Raw genomic sequence first — 17,699 nt, 5'->3', positions numbered from 1 at the left:
TGTTTAAAAATGTTTTTCTTTTTTGAAATTAACGTGTTTTCTTCGGTGTCTGACAATATCTACGTAACCAGATAGAAGGTGGATTTTAAAAAACTGGAAATTTTCAAAAAATTTCCTGACAGAGTTCTACAAGCACCCCACATGTATCTTTAGGGTGTAAAAAGCAGACCAGTTTATTGTCTGCCCCTTTTTTGGGCTCGGGGTTGAGCAGGGTGAAACCAGCGGCAGCGAGGCGAGCCATTTCTGCATGAATATCAGCCACATCGAACGCAATGTGGTGCATTCCTTCTCCTTTTTTCTCCAAAAAACGCGCAATCACACTTTCGGGGTTTGTTGGTTCCAGTAATTCCACTTTTGTTTCACCTTTCCGGAAGAAAGCTGTCCTGACGGCCTCGCTATCTACCTGTTCCTGTTTATAGCAGCAAGTGTTGAGCAGCGCTTCAAACAGCGGAATAGATTTTTGTAATGAGGTTACAGCAATACCTATGTGTTCTACTTTCAGCATGTTAAGCAAATTAACACAAAATGGCTAAATCCCATTCGCGATGAATTCGTACCTTGATGATAGCAATTCGTTAAATTTGTAGTATAAATTATTGTGTATGTTGCAACTGCCTGTGTATCTTGATAACAATGCTACTACGCCCCTGGATCCGAGGGTGCTGGAGACGATGCTTCCTTTCTTTACACAGCACTTTGGCAACGCCAGCAGCCGTCATCATGCTTATGGATGGGCTGCAGAAGCTGCGGTAGATCTGGCCCGGGAACAGGTAGCAGCCCTGATAGGTGCTGATCCTAAAGAAATCATCTTCACTTCCGGCGCAACAGAAGCCGATAACCTCGCCCTGAAAGGTGTATTTGAAATGTATGCTGACAAGGGAAATCATATTATCACCACCGAAGTAGAACATAAAGCTGTACTTGATACATGTAAGCACCTTGAAAAGTTGGGTGCATCTGTGACCTACCTGAAGGTGAATCATGAAGGTATGATTGACCTGAAAGAACTGGAAGCTGCCATTACTGCTAAAACGATTCTCGTAGCTGTAATGTATGCCAACAATGAGATTGGGTCTATCAATCCAATCAAAGAAATCAGTGCCATTGCCAAGCGCCATGGTGTATTGATGATGAGTGACATCACACAGGCTGCCGGCAAGATTTCAATCGATGTCAATAGAGATGGCATTGACCTCGCTGCCTTTAGTGCACATAAATTATATGGTCCCAAGGGGATCGGTGCGTTATATATACGTCGTAAATCGCCCAGGGTGAAGGTGACTGCGCAAATGGATGGTGGTGGCCACGAACGTGGTATGCGTTCCGGTACGCTGAATGTGCCTGCTATTGCAGGGTTTGGCAAAGCATGTGAACTGGCTTTGCAGGAGATGGAGGCGGAAGGAAAGCGATTGGGGGCTCTACGTGATAAACTGGAAAATGCATTATTACAACTTGAAGAAACCTATGTGAATGGCAGCCGTACACACCGCCTGCCGCACGTAAGTAATATTTCATTTAAGTATGTAGAAGGAGAAGCCCTACTGATGGGGTTTGCGAAGGAAGTAGCTTTATCTTCCGGCTCTGCCTGTACATCTGCATCGCCGGAGCCTAGCTATGTGCTCAAAGCTTTGGGCCTGGGGGATGATCTTGCCCATTCTTCCCTGCGTTTTGGACTGGGAAGATTTACCACAGAAGAAGAAATAGACTATACCATCAATGCTGTAACAGCAACCGTGAACAGACTGCGTGAAATCAGTCCCTTGTGGGAAATGTTCAAGGAGGGAGTGGACATGAATGCGATTGAATGGTCGCATCATTCATAAAACGGAAAAATTTGGCCGCATGATTGCTATAAACCAACCGTAAGTGGCCAACAGAGCACTGAGTAGGTCTCTGGATTATTTGATGCTTTATACTTATGCTTATGTCTTACGCTGAAAGAGTACTGGAGTACTACAACAACCCCAGAAACGCCGGCACGCTGGATAAGAATTCCCAGCAGGTAGGTACGGGGTTAGTACATGTCTCGGAATACGTTGATGTGGTTAGGTTTCAGGTCGAAGTGAATCCTGTCACTCATGTAATCAGAGAAGCACGATTTAAAACCTTTGGCTGTGGTTCAGCTATTGCATGTTCTTCTATTGCTACTGAATGGATCAAGGGGAAAACGATTGAAGAAGCTTTCCGGTTAGATCATATGGAGATCGTGGAAGCGTTGAGTTTACCTCCTTCAAAAATTCATAGCGCGATTTTGACTGAAGATGCTGTACGGGCTGCGATTAATGATTACAGGGCGAAAAATGGGATGGAGCCGGCAGTGGAAGAGTATGAAGAGCCAGCTGATTACTATGACGAGAGGGATTGAGTGACGATTATTTCTTATTTTTTTACATACATCCGGGGGTTCTCCCCGGGTGGTAAGGTTTACTCTCTGCAATATTTTTCTGAATTCTGCGCTATATAGGGGATTTATTATTTAAGCCGGCCACACAGGGGGGAATAGGCCTGCAGCCAGCTGGAACTGCTGCAAAGTACACATCCCTGCTGCAGGTGATTATATTATAACGCTTGCAGCTTAAATAATATATATATTTGTACTTTCAGTCAAATTACTATGCTAGCAATATTCAGAAAGGAAATCCATCAGTTTTTCAGCAGCATCACGGGATACATCGCTATTATCCTCTTCCTGCTGGCAAATGGCTTATTGCTATTCGTATTCCCGGATACCAGCCTGCTGGACTATGGTTACGCCAACCTGGACCCGCTTTTTAACCTGGCGCCGATTATCTACCTGCTCCTCATTCCCGCTATCACCATGCGTTCCTTTGCCGATGAATTCAAATCAGGCACGATGGAACTCCTGAGCACCAAACCGCTTAGCTGGTGGCAGATTGTGAATGGAAAATTCTTTGCCGGCCTGCTGATCGTATTGATTTCACTGGTTCCTACATTTGTTTATTATATCGCCATCCTCAAGCTCAGTGCTCACAATACTTTGCTGGACAACGGGGGCATTGCCGGTTCGTACATTGGCCTTTTCCTGCTGGGAGCCGTATTCACCGCCATCGGCGTATGGGCTTCTTCCCTTACTACCAACTCTGTGGTAGCCTTCCTGACCGCTATTTTTACCTGTTTTATATTTTATTATGGATTCGATTCACTGAGTAAGTTGCCTACCTTCACCGGTTCGGCGGACTACTACCTGCAAATGGCAGGCATCCGCTTCCATTACACCTCTATCAGCAGAGGGGTCATCGATAGCCGGGATGTAGTTTACTTCCTCAGTATCATTGCACTGATGCTCTATCTAACAAGATTGTCATTACAAAGAAGAATCTGGGATTGAAAATAAGGCTGTCACACTAAGTAATTAATCAGATTGTGGTTAACAGTAAGAAAAAATACCTGCAACGGGCAATACTCGTCATCGCTATACTAGTCGGCGTCAACATCCTGGCCATGTACGTTCATACAAGATGGGACCTTACCGCCGAAAAAAGATTTACCCTTACGCCCAGCACTCGTCAATTACTCAAGGGGCTGGATAGCACTGTTACTATTAGGGTCTTCCTAAAAGGTGATTACCCGGCGTCTTTCCGTCAGTTGGCACAATCGACCAAGGAAATGCTCGAAGAGTTTCGGGAAGTGGGTGGTAACCGTGTACAGTTTTCTTTCGAGAACCCGGGTCAGGGCATGAATGACTCCGATCGCCTGGCTTTCCAACAGTCGCTGGCAGAGCAGGGAATCATGCCTTTCAATATGCAGGTACAGGAAGATGCGAACCAGGGCTACTCTGAAAAACTGATCTTCCCGGGTGCATTGGTGCAGTATGGTAGTAAAACCATCGGTGTCAACCTGCTGAAGAACCAGGGTGGACAGGATCCGATGCAGACCATGAACAATTCGGAAGCACTGCTGGAATTCCAGTTTGCCAACGCGATATATCAACTCAAGCAAAAACACCTGCCGCTGGTTGGCTATATGCTCGGTCACCATGAACTACTGGGTGCCGAAGTACTGGATGCCCTCACCAGTATGCAAAGCAGCTATCTCCTTGACACCATTACGCTGCAATACGTTTCTCACATTCCGCAGGACTTTGCCGCGATCGTGTTTGCCAAACCGATTGACCGCTTTACAGACGAAGACAAACTGAAGATTGACCAGTATGTCATGAATGGAGGAAAGGTGCTTTGGTTTGTGGATGAGCTGAATGTAGGTATGGACAGCCTGCAAAAACACGATACTTATGTAGCCATGGACCGGGACCTGAACCTGGAAGACATCCTGTTCCGCTACGGTGTGAGGATCAACCAGGACCTGATCCAGGATCTGCAATGTGATCGCCTTCCACAGGTAGTGGGGCATGTTGGGGATAAACCACAGTTTGACCTGTTGCCTTTTCCCTATTTCCCATTGCTTTCCCCTACCAGTGCCCATCCGATTGTAAAAAATATGGACCTGGTGCTGAGTCATTTTGCCAGTTCAATTGACACGGTGAAAGGTGGAGACATTTCAAAAACGGTGTTACTCACGTCATCTGCCAATTCTAAAAAGGAGCGGGCGCCGGTACAGCTGAGCTGGAATGACCTGCGTGTAAAACCTAATCCACGCCAGTTCCGCGATCATGATCTGCCGGTAGCGGTATTACTGGAAGGCCGGTTTACCTCCCTGTTCCGCAACAGGCTGAGTGTAGATGAACAGCAGCTGATTGCGCAGGTGACCCGTAAACCCTTCAAAGATTATAGTGATACTATTAATAGAATGATCATTGTGAGCGATGGCGATCTCATCACCAATGCTGTCTCCCAGAAAAATGGTCCTATGCAGATGGGCGTAAACCTGTTCGACCCCTCGATGGTGTATGCCAATAAAGAATTCCTGCTCAACTCACTGGGGTACCTCACCAACAATGCCGGCATCATGGAAGCGCGCAATAAAGAATTGACCCTGCGCCTTTTGGATGCTGAAAAGATCAAACAAAATAAGTCTATGTGGCAGGCTATTTGTGTCATTGTTCCCGTTCTGCTCATCCTGTTGTTCAGGGTGATTTTCCAGTTCATCAGGCAACGCAAGTTCGAACGATAAGCGGAGGTTCCTGTTTTGGAAAAATGGGTTACCCGCCTGCAATTCCAGAACGGGGGACCAAGAGATAAAGCCTTTATTAATAACCGGAAAGCACACATTTATAACAATGTGCTAACGGTTATTCTCATATATTTGCCATTCATTCATTAAAAAATTGCGGCAACCATGACCCCACATTAGAAGTAGACGTCAACTTTGTTTTAATTAATTCTATCAAGGGAAGTGGAACAATGAGACAGCTAACTGGTCATTGTTCCGTCAAAATAAATTAACCACAAGTGTATAACGCAGAAAGTATCAGCAAGGTGCTGAAAGGTGAGCTATTACAGCAAACAGGGAACCCGGAGATCGAACATGTGCTGCTGGATAGCCGGAAGGTTATTTATCCGGCCACCTCTGTCTTCATTCCGTTGGTCAGTAGTCGCAGGAACGCCCATCAATATATTAAAGAACTGTACGAAAAGGGGGTCAGCAACTTCATTGTAAGCGAAACGCCTAACCTGGCGGAATATCCAGCTGCCAATTTCATATTGGTGAAAGATACAATGAATGCCTTGCACGCATTAGTAGCTTATCATCGTCAACAATTTCATATTCCTGTGATCGGTATCACTGGTAGTAATGGGAAAACCATTGTAAAAGAATGGTTGTACCAGCTGCTGGAAAAGGATTACAACATTGTTCGCAGTCCAAAGAGCTATAATTCGCAGATAGGGGTACCCCTCTCTGTATGGCAAATGAAACCTGAGCACCAGCTGGCCATCTTTGAAGCCGGCATCTCCCAACCCGGGGAAATGGAGCACCTGGAAAAGATTATCCGTCCAAACATTGGCATTTTTACTAATATTGGAGAGGCTCATAATGAAGGCTTCCTGAACATTCGCCAGAAGATCAACGAAAAGCTGGTGCTGTTCTCCAAAAGCGAATTACTCATTTACTGTAAGGATTACCTGGCATTGAATGAGTGTGTGAACCAGTTTCACAACCTGGTAGGGAAAAAGGAGAACCAGGAAGGGTTGCAATTGTGCACCTGGTCCCGCAAAACGGAGGCTGACCTCCGGGTGCTGAGTGTGGAAAAGAACGGTACTCATTCTCACATCGAAGCATTGTACAAAAATGAGGCACTGAATATAACCATACCCTTTGTGGATGAGGGTTCCATTGAGAACGCCATTCATTGCTGGGTACTGATGCTACACCTGAAGATCTCTCCGGAGGTGATTCAGCAGCGTATGGATCAGCTGGGTAATATTGCGATGCGACTGGAGTTGAAACAGGGTATCAACAACTGTTCTGTGATCAATGACAGTTATAATTCAGATCTTGGCTCTCTTAATATAGCATTGGATTTCCTGCAGCAGCAACAGCAGCACCCTACCCGCACCGTTATCCTCAGCGATATTCTGCAGAGTGGTAAGAGCGACGCTTCTCTTTATGAAGAAGTCGCCAGCCTGATGCAACAAAAGAAGATTGACAAACTGGTGGGCATTGGTAAAAACATCTTCCGTGAAAAGAAGTGTTTCCAGCAAGTAGAGGGGTTAAAGAGTTCTTTCTTCCTTACTACGGAGGAATTTATCCAGCAATTCAACCAACAGGATTTCCAGCATGAGACGATTTTGCTGAAGGGTGCCCGTGTTTTTGAGTTTGAGCGGATAGGCAAGTTGCTGGAGCAAAAGGTACATCAGACCATTCTGGAGATCAACCTGAGCTCTGTAGCACATAATATCAAACAATACCAGGCATTGCTGAAACCCACTACCAAACTGATGGCGATGGTAAAAGCATTTTCGTATGGTAGCGGAAGTTTTGAGATTGCAAACCTGTTGCAGTTCCATGGCGTAGATTACCTTGCCGTTGCTTATGCTGATGAAGGTGTTGAATTGAGAAGAACAGGTATTACTATGCCAATCATGGTGATGAACCCCGAGCCCAGTTCGTTTGACGCGATCCTGCAGTGGAACCTTGAACCCGAGATCTACTCCCTGCATTTATTACAGCAGTTTGAAGAAGAAGTGCAGATAGCGGGCAAGACTGGTTTCCCGGTACATATCAAGCTGGATACGGGTATGCACAGGCTTGGATTTGAGAAGAAAGAGATTCCGGAGCTGGCGGCCATGCTGACGGATAATAATTACCTTACCGTTAAATCTATATTCAGTCACCTGGCAGGCAGTGAAGATCCGGCACTGGATGAGCTGACCAAACAGCAGGGTAAGCTTTTCTATGAAATGAGCTATGAGTTGCAAAAGGCGCTTGGCTACCCGGTGATCAGGCATATTTCGAACAGTGCAGCCATTTTACGTCATCCTGATTTACAACTGGATATGGTGCGGTTAGGGATTGGCATGTACGGGGTAGACAGCAGTGAGGAAATGCAGGGCCAGCTAAAACCGGTGAGCACGCTGAAAACCACCGTTTCGCAGGTAAAACACCTGAAAGAGGGCGATACGGTAGGGTATGGTGCCAAGTGGAAGGCAAAAGGGCCGTCTGTGACGGCAACTGTAAGAATCGGATATGCAGATGGGTATCCGCGCAGGCTCAGCAATGGGGTCGGCAAGATGCTCGTGAGAGGACAACTGGCACCCGTGGCAGGCATCGTAGCGATGGATATGGTGATGCTGGATGTAACTAATATACCGGATGTGACGGAAGGTGATGAGGTAATTGTTTTTGGCGAATCCTTACCTGTACAGCAATTGGCGGCCTGGGCAGGTACTATACCCTATGAAATATTAACAGGAATTTCGCAGCGTGTGAAGCGGGTATATTTCCAGGAATGATTGGAAATTCCGATTTTGCACATTATTATTAATTTTGATAAAAATTATACCCTTTGAAATATCGTCACGTAATCTTGATTGTTGTACTGGTGCTGGTAGTAGATCAGGCATTAAAAGTATGGATCAAAACCCATATGAACTTCTCTGATGAGATCATTGTTTTCCCTAACTGGTTTAGGATCCATTTCATTGAAAACGATGGAATGGCCTATGGTATGAAGTTCGGTGGTGATTTTGGAAAGATCATCCTGACCTTATTCCGCCTGTTTGCAGTGGTCATAGGATTCAGATATATGAAGAAACTGGTCGCTCAGGATTATAGCAAGGGCCTGTTGATCTGTGGATCTCTGATCCTGGCTGGTGCTGCCGGTAACCTGATCGATAGTCTGTTTTATGGTATGATATTCTCTTCTTCCAACTATTCTGATGTAGCACAGTTCCTGCCTCCTGGTGGCGGATATGGTTCATTCCTGCATGGCAACGTGGTGGATATGCTGTACTTCCCGATCCTGAGAGGCCACTTCCCCAGCTGGTTCCCATTCAATGCCGGGGAGTCTTTCGTGTTCTTCAGACCTATCTTCAATGTGGCAGATGCTGCGATTTCAGTGGGTGTGATCACCATCCTGGTGTTCCAGAAAAAGTTCTTTGCTAAGCACCATGAAAAGGAGAGAGCGCAAAGAGAGAAAGAACAGATCGCTGTGAGTAAGTAAGCACTATACATTATTTATATAGAAAAGCTCCGGTCATGTGACCGGAGCTTTTTTTATGTCCAGTTCGATTAAATATTTTGAAATACTAAATCCCCGCATTACATTTGTCCACAAATTCTATAGACTAATAGACATAATGAAAGATACTTAGGGTAAAGTACTGATCTGTAATTCATTAAATATCTACAACGACCGAAGTCTTTTTACTAATACATATCAATTATATGCAAAACACCAGACGCCCCGTACGTATTATCTACCTGTGGCTCCTGACCGTCCTCCTGCCGCTGATGGCGCAGGCACAACTCAACGGTTCCTATATTATTTCCGGGAAGATCACCGGGGATAACAGGGAACCACTGGCAGGCGCCTCTGTGCAGATAAAAGGTACCTCTTTTGGCGCCACTACCGACACAACGGGTGCTTTTCACCTCACCGCTAATACTAAGTTCCCCTTCAAATTAGTAGTTCGTCTTATCGGCTATCAACCACAGGAATTTGATGTTAAGAACAGCGATAGCCGCTTGCAGATACAACTGGTTACCCAGAACCTGCTCGTGAACGAGGTGGTGGTTTCGGCTTCCCGCCAGCAGGAAAAACTCATGCGGTCACCCGTGGCAATTGAAAAACTGGATGTGAAAGCACTGAAAGAAACGCCTGCCGCTTCATTTTACGATGCCATTGGTAACCTGAAAGGTGTTCAGATGACCACTGCCGGTTTGACCTTTAAGGTGTTCAATACCCGTGGTTTCAATGTGCCGAACAACTTCCGCTTTATGCAGCTGGTAGACGGTGTAGATAACCAGGCCGCTACGCTGGGGGTACCACTGGGTAATGCCATTGGTCCTACAGAACTGGATATTCAAAGCATTGAAGTAACGCCCGGCGCCTCTTCTGCATTATACGGTATGAATGCGATCAACGGTATGTCGAACCTGATTACCAGGAATCCTTTCCAGTACCAGGGTATCAGTGTGTATCAGAAGATCGGGGCTAACCACTTTGATGGTAGTGGTGGTTCTCCAAAAGCACTGACAGAGACCTCTGTGAGATATGCACAGGCGTTTAACGACAAATTTGCCTTTAAGGTCAATTTCTCTTATATGCAGGGTACTGACTGGTATGCGGATAGTCACAATGACTTCAATCCGGGTACTAAGGCGAATCCTGACTTCCCCACCCTGGTAGGCGCCAATAATGTGGCTAACGATGCGTGGAATAAATACGCTGACCAGAGTACTTTCCCTATTACTGATAAAAATGGTAAGTCTTACAACGTATCACGTACCGGTTACTGGGAAAAGGACCTGGTAGGGGATTATACAGTTCGCAACCTGAAATTTGATGGAGGTCTTTATTATAAGATCACGCCTAAACTGCAGGTTTCTTATAACTACCGTGTTGGCCAGATGGATGGTTTTTTTCAGCGTGGTAACCGTATCGGGTTGAAAAACGTAGTCGTACAAAACCATAAAGTAGAGTTACAGGGGCAGGATTTCACCATCCGTTCCTACATGTCCCTGGAGAATACCGGAGATTCTTATAATATGAACCCGCTGGCTGATAACCTGGAAAAGTCATTCAAAACTGACAAGGTCTGGCAGGCGGATTATACCAAGGCGCTGAATGGTGCACTGGATGAAGGCGCCGATATTGCAGCAGCACATCGCGCGGCCCGTGCAGCTGCAGATAAAGGCAGATGGACACCAGGTACTGCTGCTTTTGACAAACAAGTTGCTTTGATCAAAAGCATCAATGACTGGGACATTTATCCTACATCAAAAGACAGCACGAACAAAAGTGGTGGTGCTGCATTGTTACAGATGAGCCACTTCTATCATGCAGAAGGTACCTGGAACCTGCGTAAATATATCCACTTTGCGGATGTACTGGTAGGTGCTGATTATCGTACTTACGAGATTATTCCTGATGGCAACAACTTTGTGGATTTCACTAAACCACTGGCTAGTCGTAATACACCGGGAGGTAAGCATATCTGGTATGGTAAAGCGGGTGGATTTGTACAGGGTAGCAAGACCTTCTTCCACGATCAGTTGAAACTGACAGCTTCTGTGAGATATGATAAGAGCCAGCAGTTTGATGGTAAGTTCAATCCCCGCATTGCCGCGGTGTATACTACACCTAACCAGCGTCACAACTTCAGGGCCAGCTGGCAGAATGGGTTTAGGTTCCCTTCCCTGTTCGAAGCTTATTCTTTTGTGAACAATGGTGGTGTACGTCGTGTGGGTGGTCTGGCATTCATTGAAGATGGGTTGGGATATTTCAAGAATTCATACCTGACTTCCAGTGCCACCGCATTTACCACAGCTGTGAATAAGATCACGAATGCAAATCCTGGTGTAACAAGGGCGGAGGCAGAGCAGCAGAGTGCTGGTGTGCTGAAAGTAGCGAACCTGGATGCGATTGTGCCTGAGCAGATCCATTCATTTGAAGCAGGGTATAAGAGTGTACTGTTTGACAACAAGGTATTTATCGACGTGGATGGTTACTTCAACAGTTACAAGAATTTCATTGGACAGGTGGAAGTGGCCGTACCAAAGACGGGTAGTGTGAACAACCCGACACAGGCAGTGCTGGATCAGATGTACGATAAGCAATACCAGAACAGGTACAGGGTGTGGACAAACAGTAAGTCGACCGTACAGAATTATGGGTTTGCACTGGGTGTGACTTACAATTTCGACAAGGGATATACCATCAGTGGTAACCTGAATTACAATACACTGACCCAGGATAAGACAAAAGATGACGCGTTGATCCCGGGTTTCAATACCCCGAAGTACTTCACGAATGTGAGCTTTGGTAACAGGCAGGTATTTAAGAATGTAGGTTTCAACGTGGTATGGCACTGGCAGGATACTTTCTACTGGCAAAACCTGTTCGGTAATGGCGATGTACCTGCTTACAGCACGGTGGATGCGCAGGTGACTTACGGATTACCAAAGATCCATACTTCAGTGAAAGTGGGTGGGTCGAATATCTTTAATACGGCTTACTTCCAGTATGTGGGTGGGCCTACGATCAAGGGATTATATTATGTAGCGATCACTTATGATCTGCCATTTACGAAGAAATAAACAAAAGAGAAAAGCTTTTGCCGGAGGCAAAAGCTTTTCTCTTTTTAAGACAATGCCTGACCGCAGCCAGAGCGGCCATATTGGTTGTACACCTTTCTCATTTTTCCGCTTTCTAATAACTTTTTAAGGTGACCTGCTTGGATAAACCGTTTATTCCCCCTACCTTAGTCTATAATATCTATAGACTTTATAACTAAAGAAAATAATGTCGCATAACGAGGAGATAGAGCAACTAGAGAATCAGGTAGCCAGTCCTGAACGCCAGGAGGTCCTTATTGACCTTGTCAATGATGACAATCGTAAGAAGCCTGCATTATGGCTGTTGATTGGTCTTATAGGGATAGCGGTACTCGTAGGAGCGGGGATATTGTATTATTTTAATACTTCCGAAGCTACCCATACCCGGATCTACGACTTTACGGCCAACTTATTCACCCGCGAGGTTTTATTCTACATCTGTGTAGGTCTGGCTGCTCAAATGGTGGATGGGGCTTTAGGTATGGCGTATGGTGCGACTTCAACTTCCTTACTGCTGGGGTTGGGTATACCGCCGTCTATAGCCAGTGCCAGTGTGCATGTGGCGGAGGTATTTACGACGGGGGCTTCTGGTATTTCTCATTTCCGTTTTGGGAATGTGAATAAAAAGCTGTTCCTAGGCTTGCTGGTACCGGGTATTGTTGGTGCTGTCACAGGTGCATTTTTATTATCCAGGGTGATTAATGGTGATATCATTAAGCCCTTTATGAGTGCTTACCTGCTGATCTTAGGTGTGATTGTACTGCGTAAAGCTTTTCAGCATAAGAAAGGAAAGAGTAAAACGAAAAGACTGGGACTGCTGGCGTTGTTTGGTGGCTTTATGGATGCCATTGGCGGCGGTGGATGGGGCCCGGTGGTGACGTCTACCTTGTTAAGCAAAGGCCGTTCTGCACACTATACTATTGGATCTGTGAATGCGGCAGAGTTCTTTATCTCTTTGAGCAGTGCGGGTACCTTCCTGCTGTTTGGCGCTATTACCGGCTGGCCGGTGATCATAGGGCTGATCATAGGCGGGGTGATTGCTTCTCCTTTTGCAGCGCTGCTGGTAAGGAAGATCAAGCGTAAGCCGCTGATGATTATGGTGGGCTGCCTGATTATCCTCACTAGCTTACGAACAATTATCATCGCATTATTACATCATTAATAAGGTATTTATACCCAACAAAAGAGCCTGTATCCTAGAAAGATACAGGCTCTTTTGCTTTTGTGTCTCATCTGAACAGGCATTGCATCAGGAAGATGCCAGGAACATGTTTTTACTGTCGATTTATTCCTGCTTTCACTGCCTTATGGAGACGAACTATTTGATCTCTCCGACCATGTCAATAGGATTTACCCACGCGTCAAATTCTTCTGGTTTTACATAGCCCAGTTTCACCGCCATTTCTTTCAGGGTTGTTCCTTCTTTGTGTGCTTTCTGTGCAATTTCGGCTGCTTTATAGTAACCGATCCTGGTGTTCAGTGCAGTTACCAGCATCAGGGAATTGTCTACGTGCTTTTTGATATTTGCTTCGATTGGTTCGAGACCTGTTGCGCATTTATCATTGAAGCTTACACAACCATCACCGATCAGGCGTGCGGAGTGCAGGAAGTTATAAATCATTACGGGTTTGAACACATTCAGTTCAAAGTGACCGGTAGCACCACCTATGTTGATCGCTACGTCGTTACCCATTACCTGTGCAGCGATCATGGTGAGGGCTTCACACTGTGTAGGGTTCACTTTTCCTGGCATGATAGAAGAACCTGGTTCATTGTCAGGAATGTGGAGTTCGCCGATGCCGGAGCGTGGGCCGGAGCTGAGCATACGGATATCGTTCGCGATCTTCATCAGACTTACGGCTACCGTTTTGAGTGCACCATGTGCTTCTACGATTGCATCGTGAGCAGCCAGGGCTTCAAACTTGTTTTCAGCAGTGATGAAAGGCAGGCCGGTGAGGTTCGCGATGTGTTTGGCTACATTCTCTGAATAACCTTTAGGGGTGTTGATACCAGTACCTACGGCAGTACCGCCCAATGCCAGTTCGCTCAGGTGAGCGAGGGTATTGTTGATGGCTCTGAGACCGTGATCCAGCTGAGATACATAACCACTTATTTCCTGGCCCAGGGTGAGTGGGGTAGCGTCCATGAAGTGGGTACGACCTATTTTCACCACATGCTTGAAGGCTTCTGCCTTTGCAGCGAGGGTATTGCGGAGCTTTTGAATGCCTGGGATGGTGACCTCGACGAGCATTTTGTAAGCCGCGATGTGCATAGCGGTCGGGAAAGTATCATTGGATGACTGTGACTTATTCACATCGTCATTCGGGTGTATTGCTTTATCCTTATCGGTGAGTTTACCGCCATTGTTTACATGGGCGCGGTAGGCGATCACTTCATTTACGTTCATGTTAGACTGGGTACCGGAACCCGTTTGCCATACTACCAGGGGGAATTGGTCATCCAGTTTACCTGCGAGGATTTCATCACAGGCGGTAGCGATGAGTGTTGCTTTTTCCTGGGAGAGAACGCCGGCGTCCAGGTTAGTGAGGGCGGCTGCCTTTTTGAGGTAAGCAAATGCCTGAATGATTTCCTTCGGCATTTTGTTAATATCCTGTGCTATCCTGAAATTGTCGATAGAACGTTGGGTTTGAGCACCATAATAAGCGTCTACTGGTACTTGTACCTCGCCCATCGTATCCTTCTCTATTCTATATTCCATAATGCTTGATTTTTTGCGGTACAAACGTACTAAATGTCAGTAAAAAAATGGCTTGTACAGGCTGAAAATTGGGGGGAATGAATGAAAAACGGGTAAATGGGTTATAAACAACAGACGGCCTGTACAAGCGGGCTCTGGGGCCAATGGATGGGTATAGGATAGGTCTAAAAAGATGGGGGTAAATGGACAAAAAAGGCCTTTTCAGGCCTAAGTGTTTGGGGGCGAATGAATGAAAACCAGGTTAAAATGGATGGCCGGACCGGCAAAGTTGTTTGGGGGCGAATGGATAAAACAGGCCTCCTGGAGGCGAAAATTTCGGGGACGAATGGATGAAACGGGCCATTGCTGGCCCAGGGGTTTGGGGGCGAATGAATGAAGAAAAATCTATGGGGATCAATGGATGGCCTTTTACAGGCGAAAGTCTTTGGGGGCGAATGGACGAAACATGGCCTCTTGCAGGCAAAAAATTTGGGGGCGAATGGACGAAAAAAGCTGGCAGGTGCCTTCCGGGTTACACAAATGGATGAAAACCCGCCTTCAATATCCTTTGGGGTGTTATTAACAACCGGGACTACATGACCTTATTAAGGTAAGCCTTCCCTCCCGGTGCGGTCAATTCCGCTTTTGCACTTCCCGGGAGGGGGCTTGTTGGGTTGTCCCCCCCAACATGTAAGGTGACTTCTGGTATAGGGGTTAAAGGAATCGTTGAATCAAAGGTAAGTCTGCCTGTGGGGTGGAGAAAATACATTACACCGATCCATCTTTTCAAGGTACGGATAGCAGGATTGCACATATTTTTAAAATCCGGGAATCAGGAGACGGTGATCCACAGGGAGACGGTATAATTGTCAGCTTCTTCGGTGGTAGTAAGGGAATAGTTGTTTTTATAGGTAGCTTCCAGTCTTCTTTTGATGTTGTCCATACCGATACCGTTGGACAGTTCTTTGGGGCCTGTTTTCTTCCTGTTGTGGGTGGAGAAATAAATCGTACCCTCTTCTTCTGATACTTTCAGTTGCATGACCAATGGGTGCCGGTCATTATTGAGTTCACCATGCTTGAAGGCATTTTCTACCAGGGTGATAATGACCAGCGGGATGATGCGGATGTCGTTCATCTCGCCGTCGATGTCGAAGATGACCTGCAGCCGGTTGCTGAACCGGAGCTGGTTGATCTTGATCACGTTCTGTACGTGCTCAATTTCTCTCGACAGCGGTACGGTATCTACATCCTGCTCACCGGTATGCATAGAGTAGCGCATGATCTCGCAGAGGGTCAGGATCCCTTCTGACAGTTCTTCACTCACCATGATAGATTTGGTATAAAACAGGTTCAGGGTATTGTGCAGAAAGTGGGGATTGATCTGTGCCCGCAGGAATGCATATTCTGACTTCAGGCGATCTGCTTCTATACGGGCTTTTTCCTGCTCCATGACGCGCAATCGTTTTTCCTTGGTCACCGACTCCATAGCGAAGTAATAGCCAAAAGAGAAAAAGCTGTATACCAGGTAGATCCACATCAGATCTACCAAAAGCTCAGAGAATATATAGGGTGGTATAGTGCCAGGTGGAACAAAAGGCCTGATGATAGTACCACACAACCAATATAAACCTGCTGCGGAAAAATAGAGGATTACCTCGGCGGCAATCAGCCATGCATATCTTTTCGTGCTCAGGAATTTTTTAAGCACGAAATATTGGCCATAGAATAAGTATACCACCGGCAACTCAGTAAATATGAAGTCGAGCAGGTCGAAGGTATATTTGGTCAGAAATATTTTTCGGGCTAATCCAAAGAAAATATAAATCGACCATGCTAAGATGTGATAGGCTATGAGTTTAGCGTAGGCCCGGGTTTTCGTCAACGATTCCATTATTCCATGAAGATAAAAAAATAAATCAGCGATGTTCGATCACGTACTGCACCCAGTCAGTCGTGTTTGCTGGGATTTCAACGTTTGGGGCGATGCCAATATTATCAATGACAACTGCCGGCATGCGAAGTGTGCGGGAGCTGGGTACGCCAAATGCGAATAAAGTACAGGGCATAGAGTACGGCACTACATCAGAATAATCTACAACCCCGGCGGTATGTGTGCCGAACAGTTGTACTTTTTTACTTTGTCGTGCTTTCAATACAAACATTTCTGTACTGCTACCTACATATTGATTGATGATGAGCGATACTTTTTGTGGATAGGGCAATACCTGTTCCATCCGGGTTGTATCATTATTCCACAGTTGATACTCGCTACCCAGATGTGCCCGTAATGCAGCAGCTTCTTTTTTAAAGACGGCTTTCATACTATCGCTTACATTGGGATAATCCGTCACTTCGTACAGATTGCGGATATTTTCTTCTGTAGCCAGTACCATCGCGCCTTCTGAGATGATGGGCTGGGTATATAAATAAGGTATCAGGTTGTCAAAACACAGTGTAGAGCCACCTCTGTTTTCCCTGACATCGATGATGAGATGGGGTGTTTTCAGGAGGACTGTTTTGTGCAGTACAAGCAGGCTATCGATCATGCCTTTGTATTCCAGGCGGGCGCTGGGGATAGTAAGCAGGCAGGTCTGATCATTGATTATTTTGAATGAAGGGGTGAGTGAAATTGTGGTTGCCGGGGCGGGAGTTTTCTTAGGAAAATAAGTATTCAGCAGGGGATTTTTTCCTGCACGATTGAGTATGACGAGCAGGTGTTTGTCGTGGAAGAAGCTCGTCCATTTCTGTAGTACGGTGAAGCATACGGGGATGGAGGCAGTATCGGCCACCTGCAGTAAGCTATCTGTAAATGCCTGGTATTGCAGCTTGTTCGCAGCAGTGACTTTATCAGTAAAGCCGATATAGTTCTTTTCTACTTTATCAATCAGGTGCTGCAAGCTGGGTTTGCAGGCACAATCCTGTGCGATGGCCGGGCATAAACAACAGCAGAGAAAGAGGGTCAATAAGAGTCGTGTCATCATGAATGGTTAATATTACTATCAGGGAAAAACGGTTTCCCTGATAGTAAGCATTGAGTTAAAAAATAAAAGATTCCAGTACCGTCTGGCTTTGTGTAAAATCGCACACGGGGTGTGTCGATTGTCCGGGGCCATCGATCAGAATGGGTAAAAATTGATGGGTGTTTAATTTTGAAATTGTTACTTTTCTCAATTTCAGTTTTTTGGATGCTTTGAGGGTAAGGGTTGTTGTTGTCTTCATGAGTAGGCATTTAAGGTTATTCCTGGTTAATATATTTCATGAAATTATCACAACGGGTTACTCCCATCAATTATTATACACGGAT

Annotated in this window: 13 protein-coding genes; 8 read left to right on the top strand and 5 right to left on the bottom strand. The window is 45.8% G+C overall.

Going from position 1 to position 17,699, the window contains the following annotated elements:
- Positions 1-103: 103 nt before the first annotated feature.
- Positions 104-505: a methylmalonyl-CoA epimerase gene (gene mce / locus ABDW33_RS09855; protein ID WP_343689891.1), complete on the bottom strand. Its 402-nt coding sequence runs from the start codon at positions 503-505 to the stop codon at positions 104-106.
- Between the two features lie 100 nt (positions 506-605).
- On the opposite strand from mce, the gene ABDW33_RS09850 reads away from it, so the two are divergent.
- From ABDW33_RS09850 to ABDW33_RS09815, 8 genes are all read left to right on the top strand, one after another.
- A complete protein-coding gene (locus tag ABDW33_RS09850; RefSeq protein ID WP_343690074.1) occupies positions 606-1,823 on the top strand; it encodes an IscS subfamily cysteine desulfurase in 1,218 nt (405 codons plus the stop codon).
- A gap of 101 nt (positions 1,824-1,924) precedes the next feature.
- Positions 1,925-2,365 carry an iron-sulfur cluster assembly scaffold protein gene (locus ABDW33_RS09845; RefSeq protein ID WP_343689890.1) on the top strand — a complete coding sequence of 147 codons (441 nt, stop codon included), beginning with the start codon at positions 1,925-1,927 and terminating at the stop codon, positions 2,363-2,365.
- 249 nt (positions 2,366-2,614) lie between these two features.
- On the top strand, positions 2,615-3,349 hold the full coding sequence (gene gldF / locus ABDW33_RS09840) for a gliding motility-associated ABC transporter permease subunit GldF (RefSeq protein ID WP_343689889.1): 735 nt from the start codon (positions 2,615-2,617) through the stop codon (positions 3,347-3,349).
- A 35-nt stretch (positions 3,350-3,384) separates the two neighbouring features.
- Positions 3,385-5,091 carry a gliding motility-associated ABC transporter substrate-binding protein GldG gene (gene gldG, locus ABDW33_RS09835; protein ID WP_343689888.1) on the top strand — a complete coding sequence of 569 codons (1,707 nt, stop codon included), beginning with the start codon at positions 3,385-3,387 and terminating at the stop codon, positions 5,089-5,091.
- A 278-nt stretch (positions 5,092-5,369) separates the two neighbouring features.
- Positions 5,370-7,871, top strand: a complete 2,502-nt coding sequence (locus ABDW33_RS09830; protein ID WP_343689887.1) for a bifunctional UDP-N-acetylmuramoyl-tripeptide:D-alanyl-D-alanine ligase/alanine racemase — start codon at positions 5,370-5,372, stop codon at positions 7,869-7,871.
- Positions 7,872-7,924: 53 nt separating this feature from the next.
- Positions 7,925-8,581 (top strand): lipoprotein signal peptidase, encoded by a 657-nt coding sequence (locus tag ABDW33_RS09825; RefSeq protein WP_343689886.1) that lies wholly within the window; start codon positions 7,925-7,927, stop codon positions 8,579-8,581.
- Between the two features lie 224 nt (positions 8,582-8,805).
- A complete protein-coding gene (locus tag ABDW33_RS09820; protein ID WP_343689885.1) occupies positions 8,806-11,679 on the top strand; it encodes a TonB-dependent receptor in 2,874 nt (957 codons plus the stop codon).
- A 205-nt stretch (positions 11,680-11,884) separates the two neighbouring features.
- Positions 11,885-12,859, top strand: coding sequence for a sulfite exporter TauE/SafE family protein (locus ABDW33_RS09815; RefSeq protein ID WP_343689884.1), 975 nt, complete (start codon positions 11,885-11,887; stop codon positions 12,857-12,859).
- A 156-nt stretch (positions 12,860-13,015) separates the two neighbouring features.
- Here the strand turns inward: ABDW33_RS09815 and fumC are convergent, their stop codons facing one another.
- From fumC to ABDW33_RS09795, 4 genes are all read right to left on the bottom strand, one after another.
- The gene (gene fumC, locus ABDW33_RS09810; protein ID WP_343689883.1) at positions 13,016-14,416 is read right to left on the bottom strand and encodes a class II fumarate hydratase; all 1,401 of its coding nucleotides are present in this window, start codon (positions 14,414-14,416) and stop codon (positions 13,016-13,018) included.
- 811 nt (positions 14,417-15,227) lie between these two features.
- The gene (locus tag ABDW33_RS09805; RefSeq protein ID WP_343689882.1) at positions 15,228-16,286 is read right to left on the bottom strand and encodes a histidine kinase; all 1,059 of its coding nucleotides are present in this window, start codon (positions 16,284-16,286) and stop codon (positions 15,228-15,230) included.
- Between the two features lie 25 nt (positions 16,287-16,311).
- Complete coding sequence (locus ABDW33_RS09800) at positions 16,312-17,376, bottom strand: S41 family peptidase (RefSeq protein WP_343689881.1); 1,065 nt, start codon at positions 17,374-17,376, stop codon at positions 16,312-16,314.
- A 55-nt stretch (positions 17,377-17,431) separates the two neighbouring features.
- Positions 17,432-17,614, bottom strand: a complete 183-nt coding sequence (locus tag ABDW33_RS09795; RefSeq protein ID WP_343689880.1) for a hypothetical protein — start codon at positions 17,612-17,614, stop codon at positions 17,432-17,434.
- Between the last annotated feature and the right edge of the window lie 85 nt (positions 17,615-17,699).

Source organism: Chitinophaga sp. (assembly GCF_039596155.1).
In the GTDB taxonomy this organism is placed as follows: Bacteria; Bacteroidota; Bacteroidia; order Chitinophagales; family Chitinophagaceae; genus Chitinophaga.
This window is presented reverse-complemented; position numbering and strand designations above follow the sequence as displayed.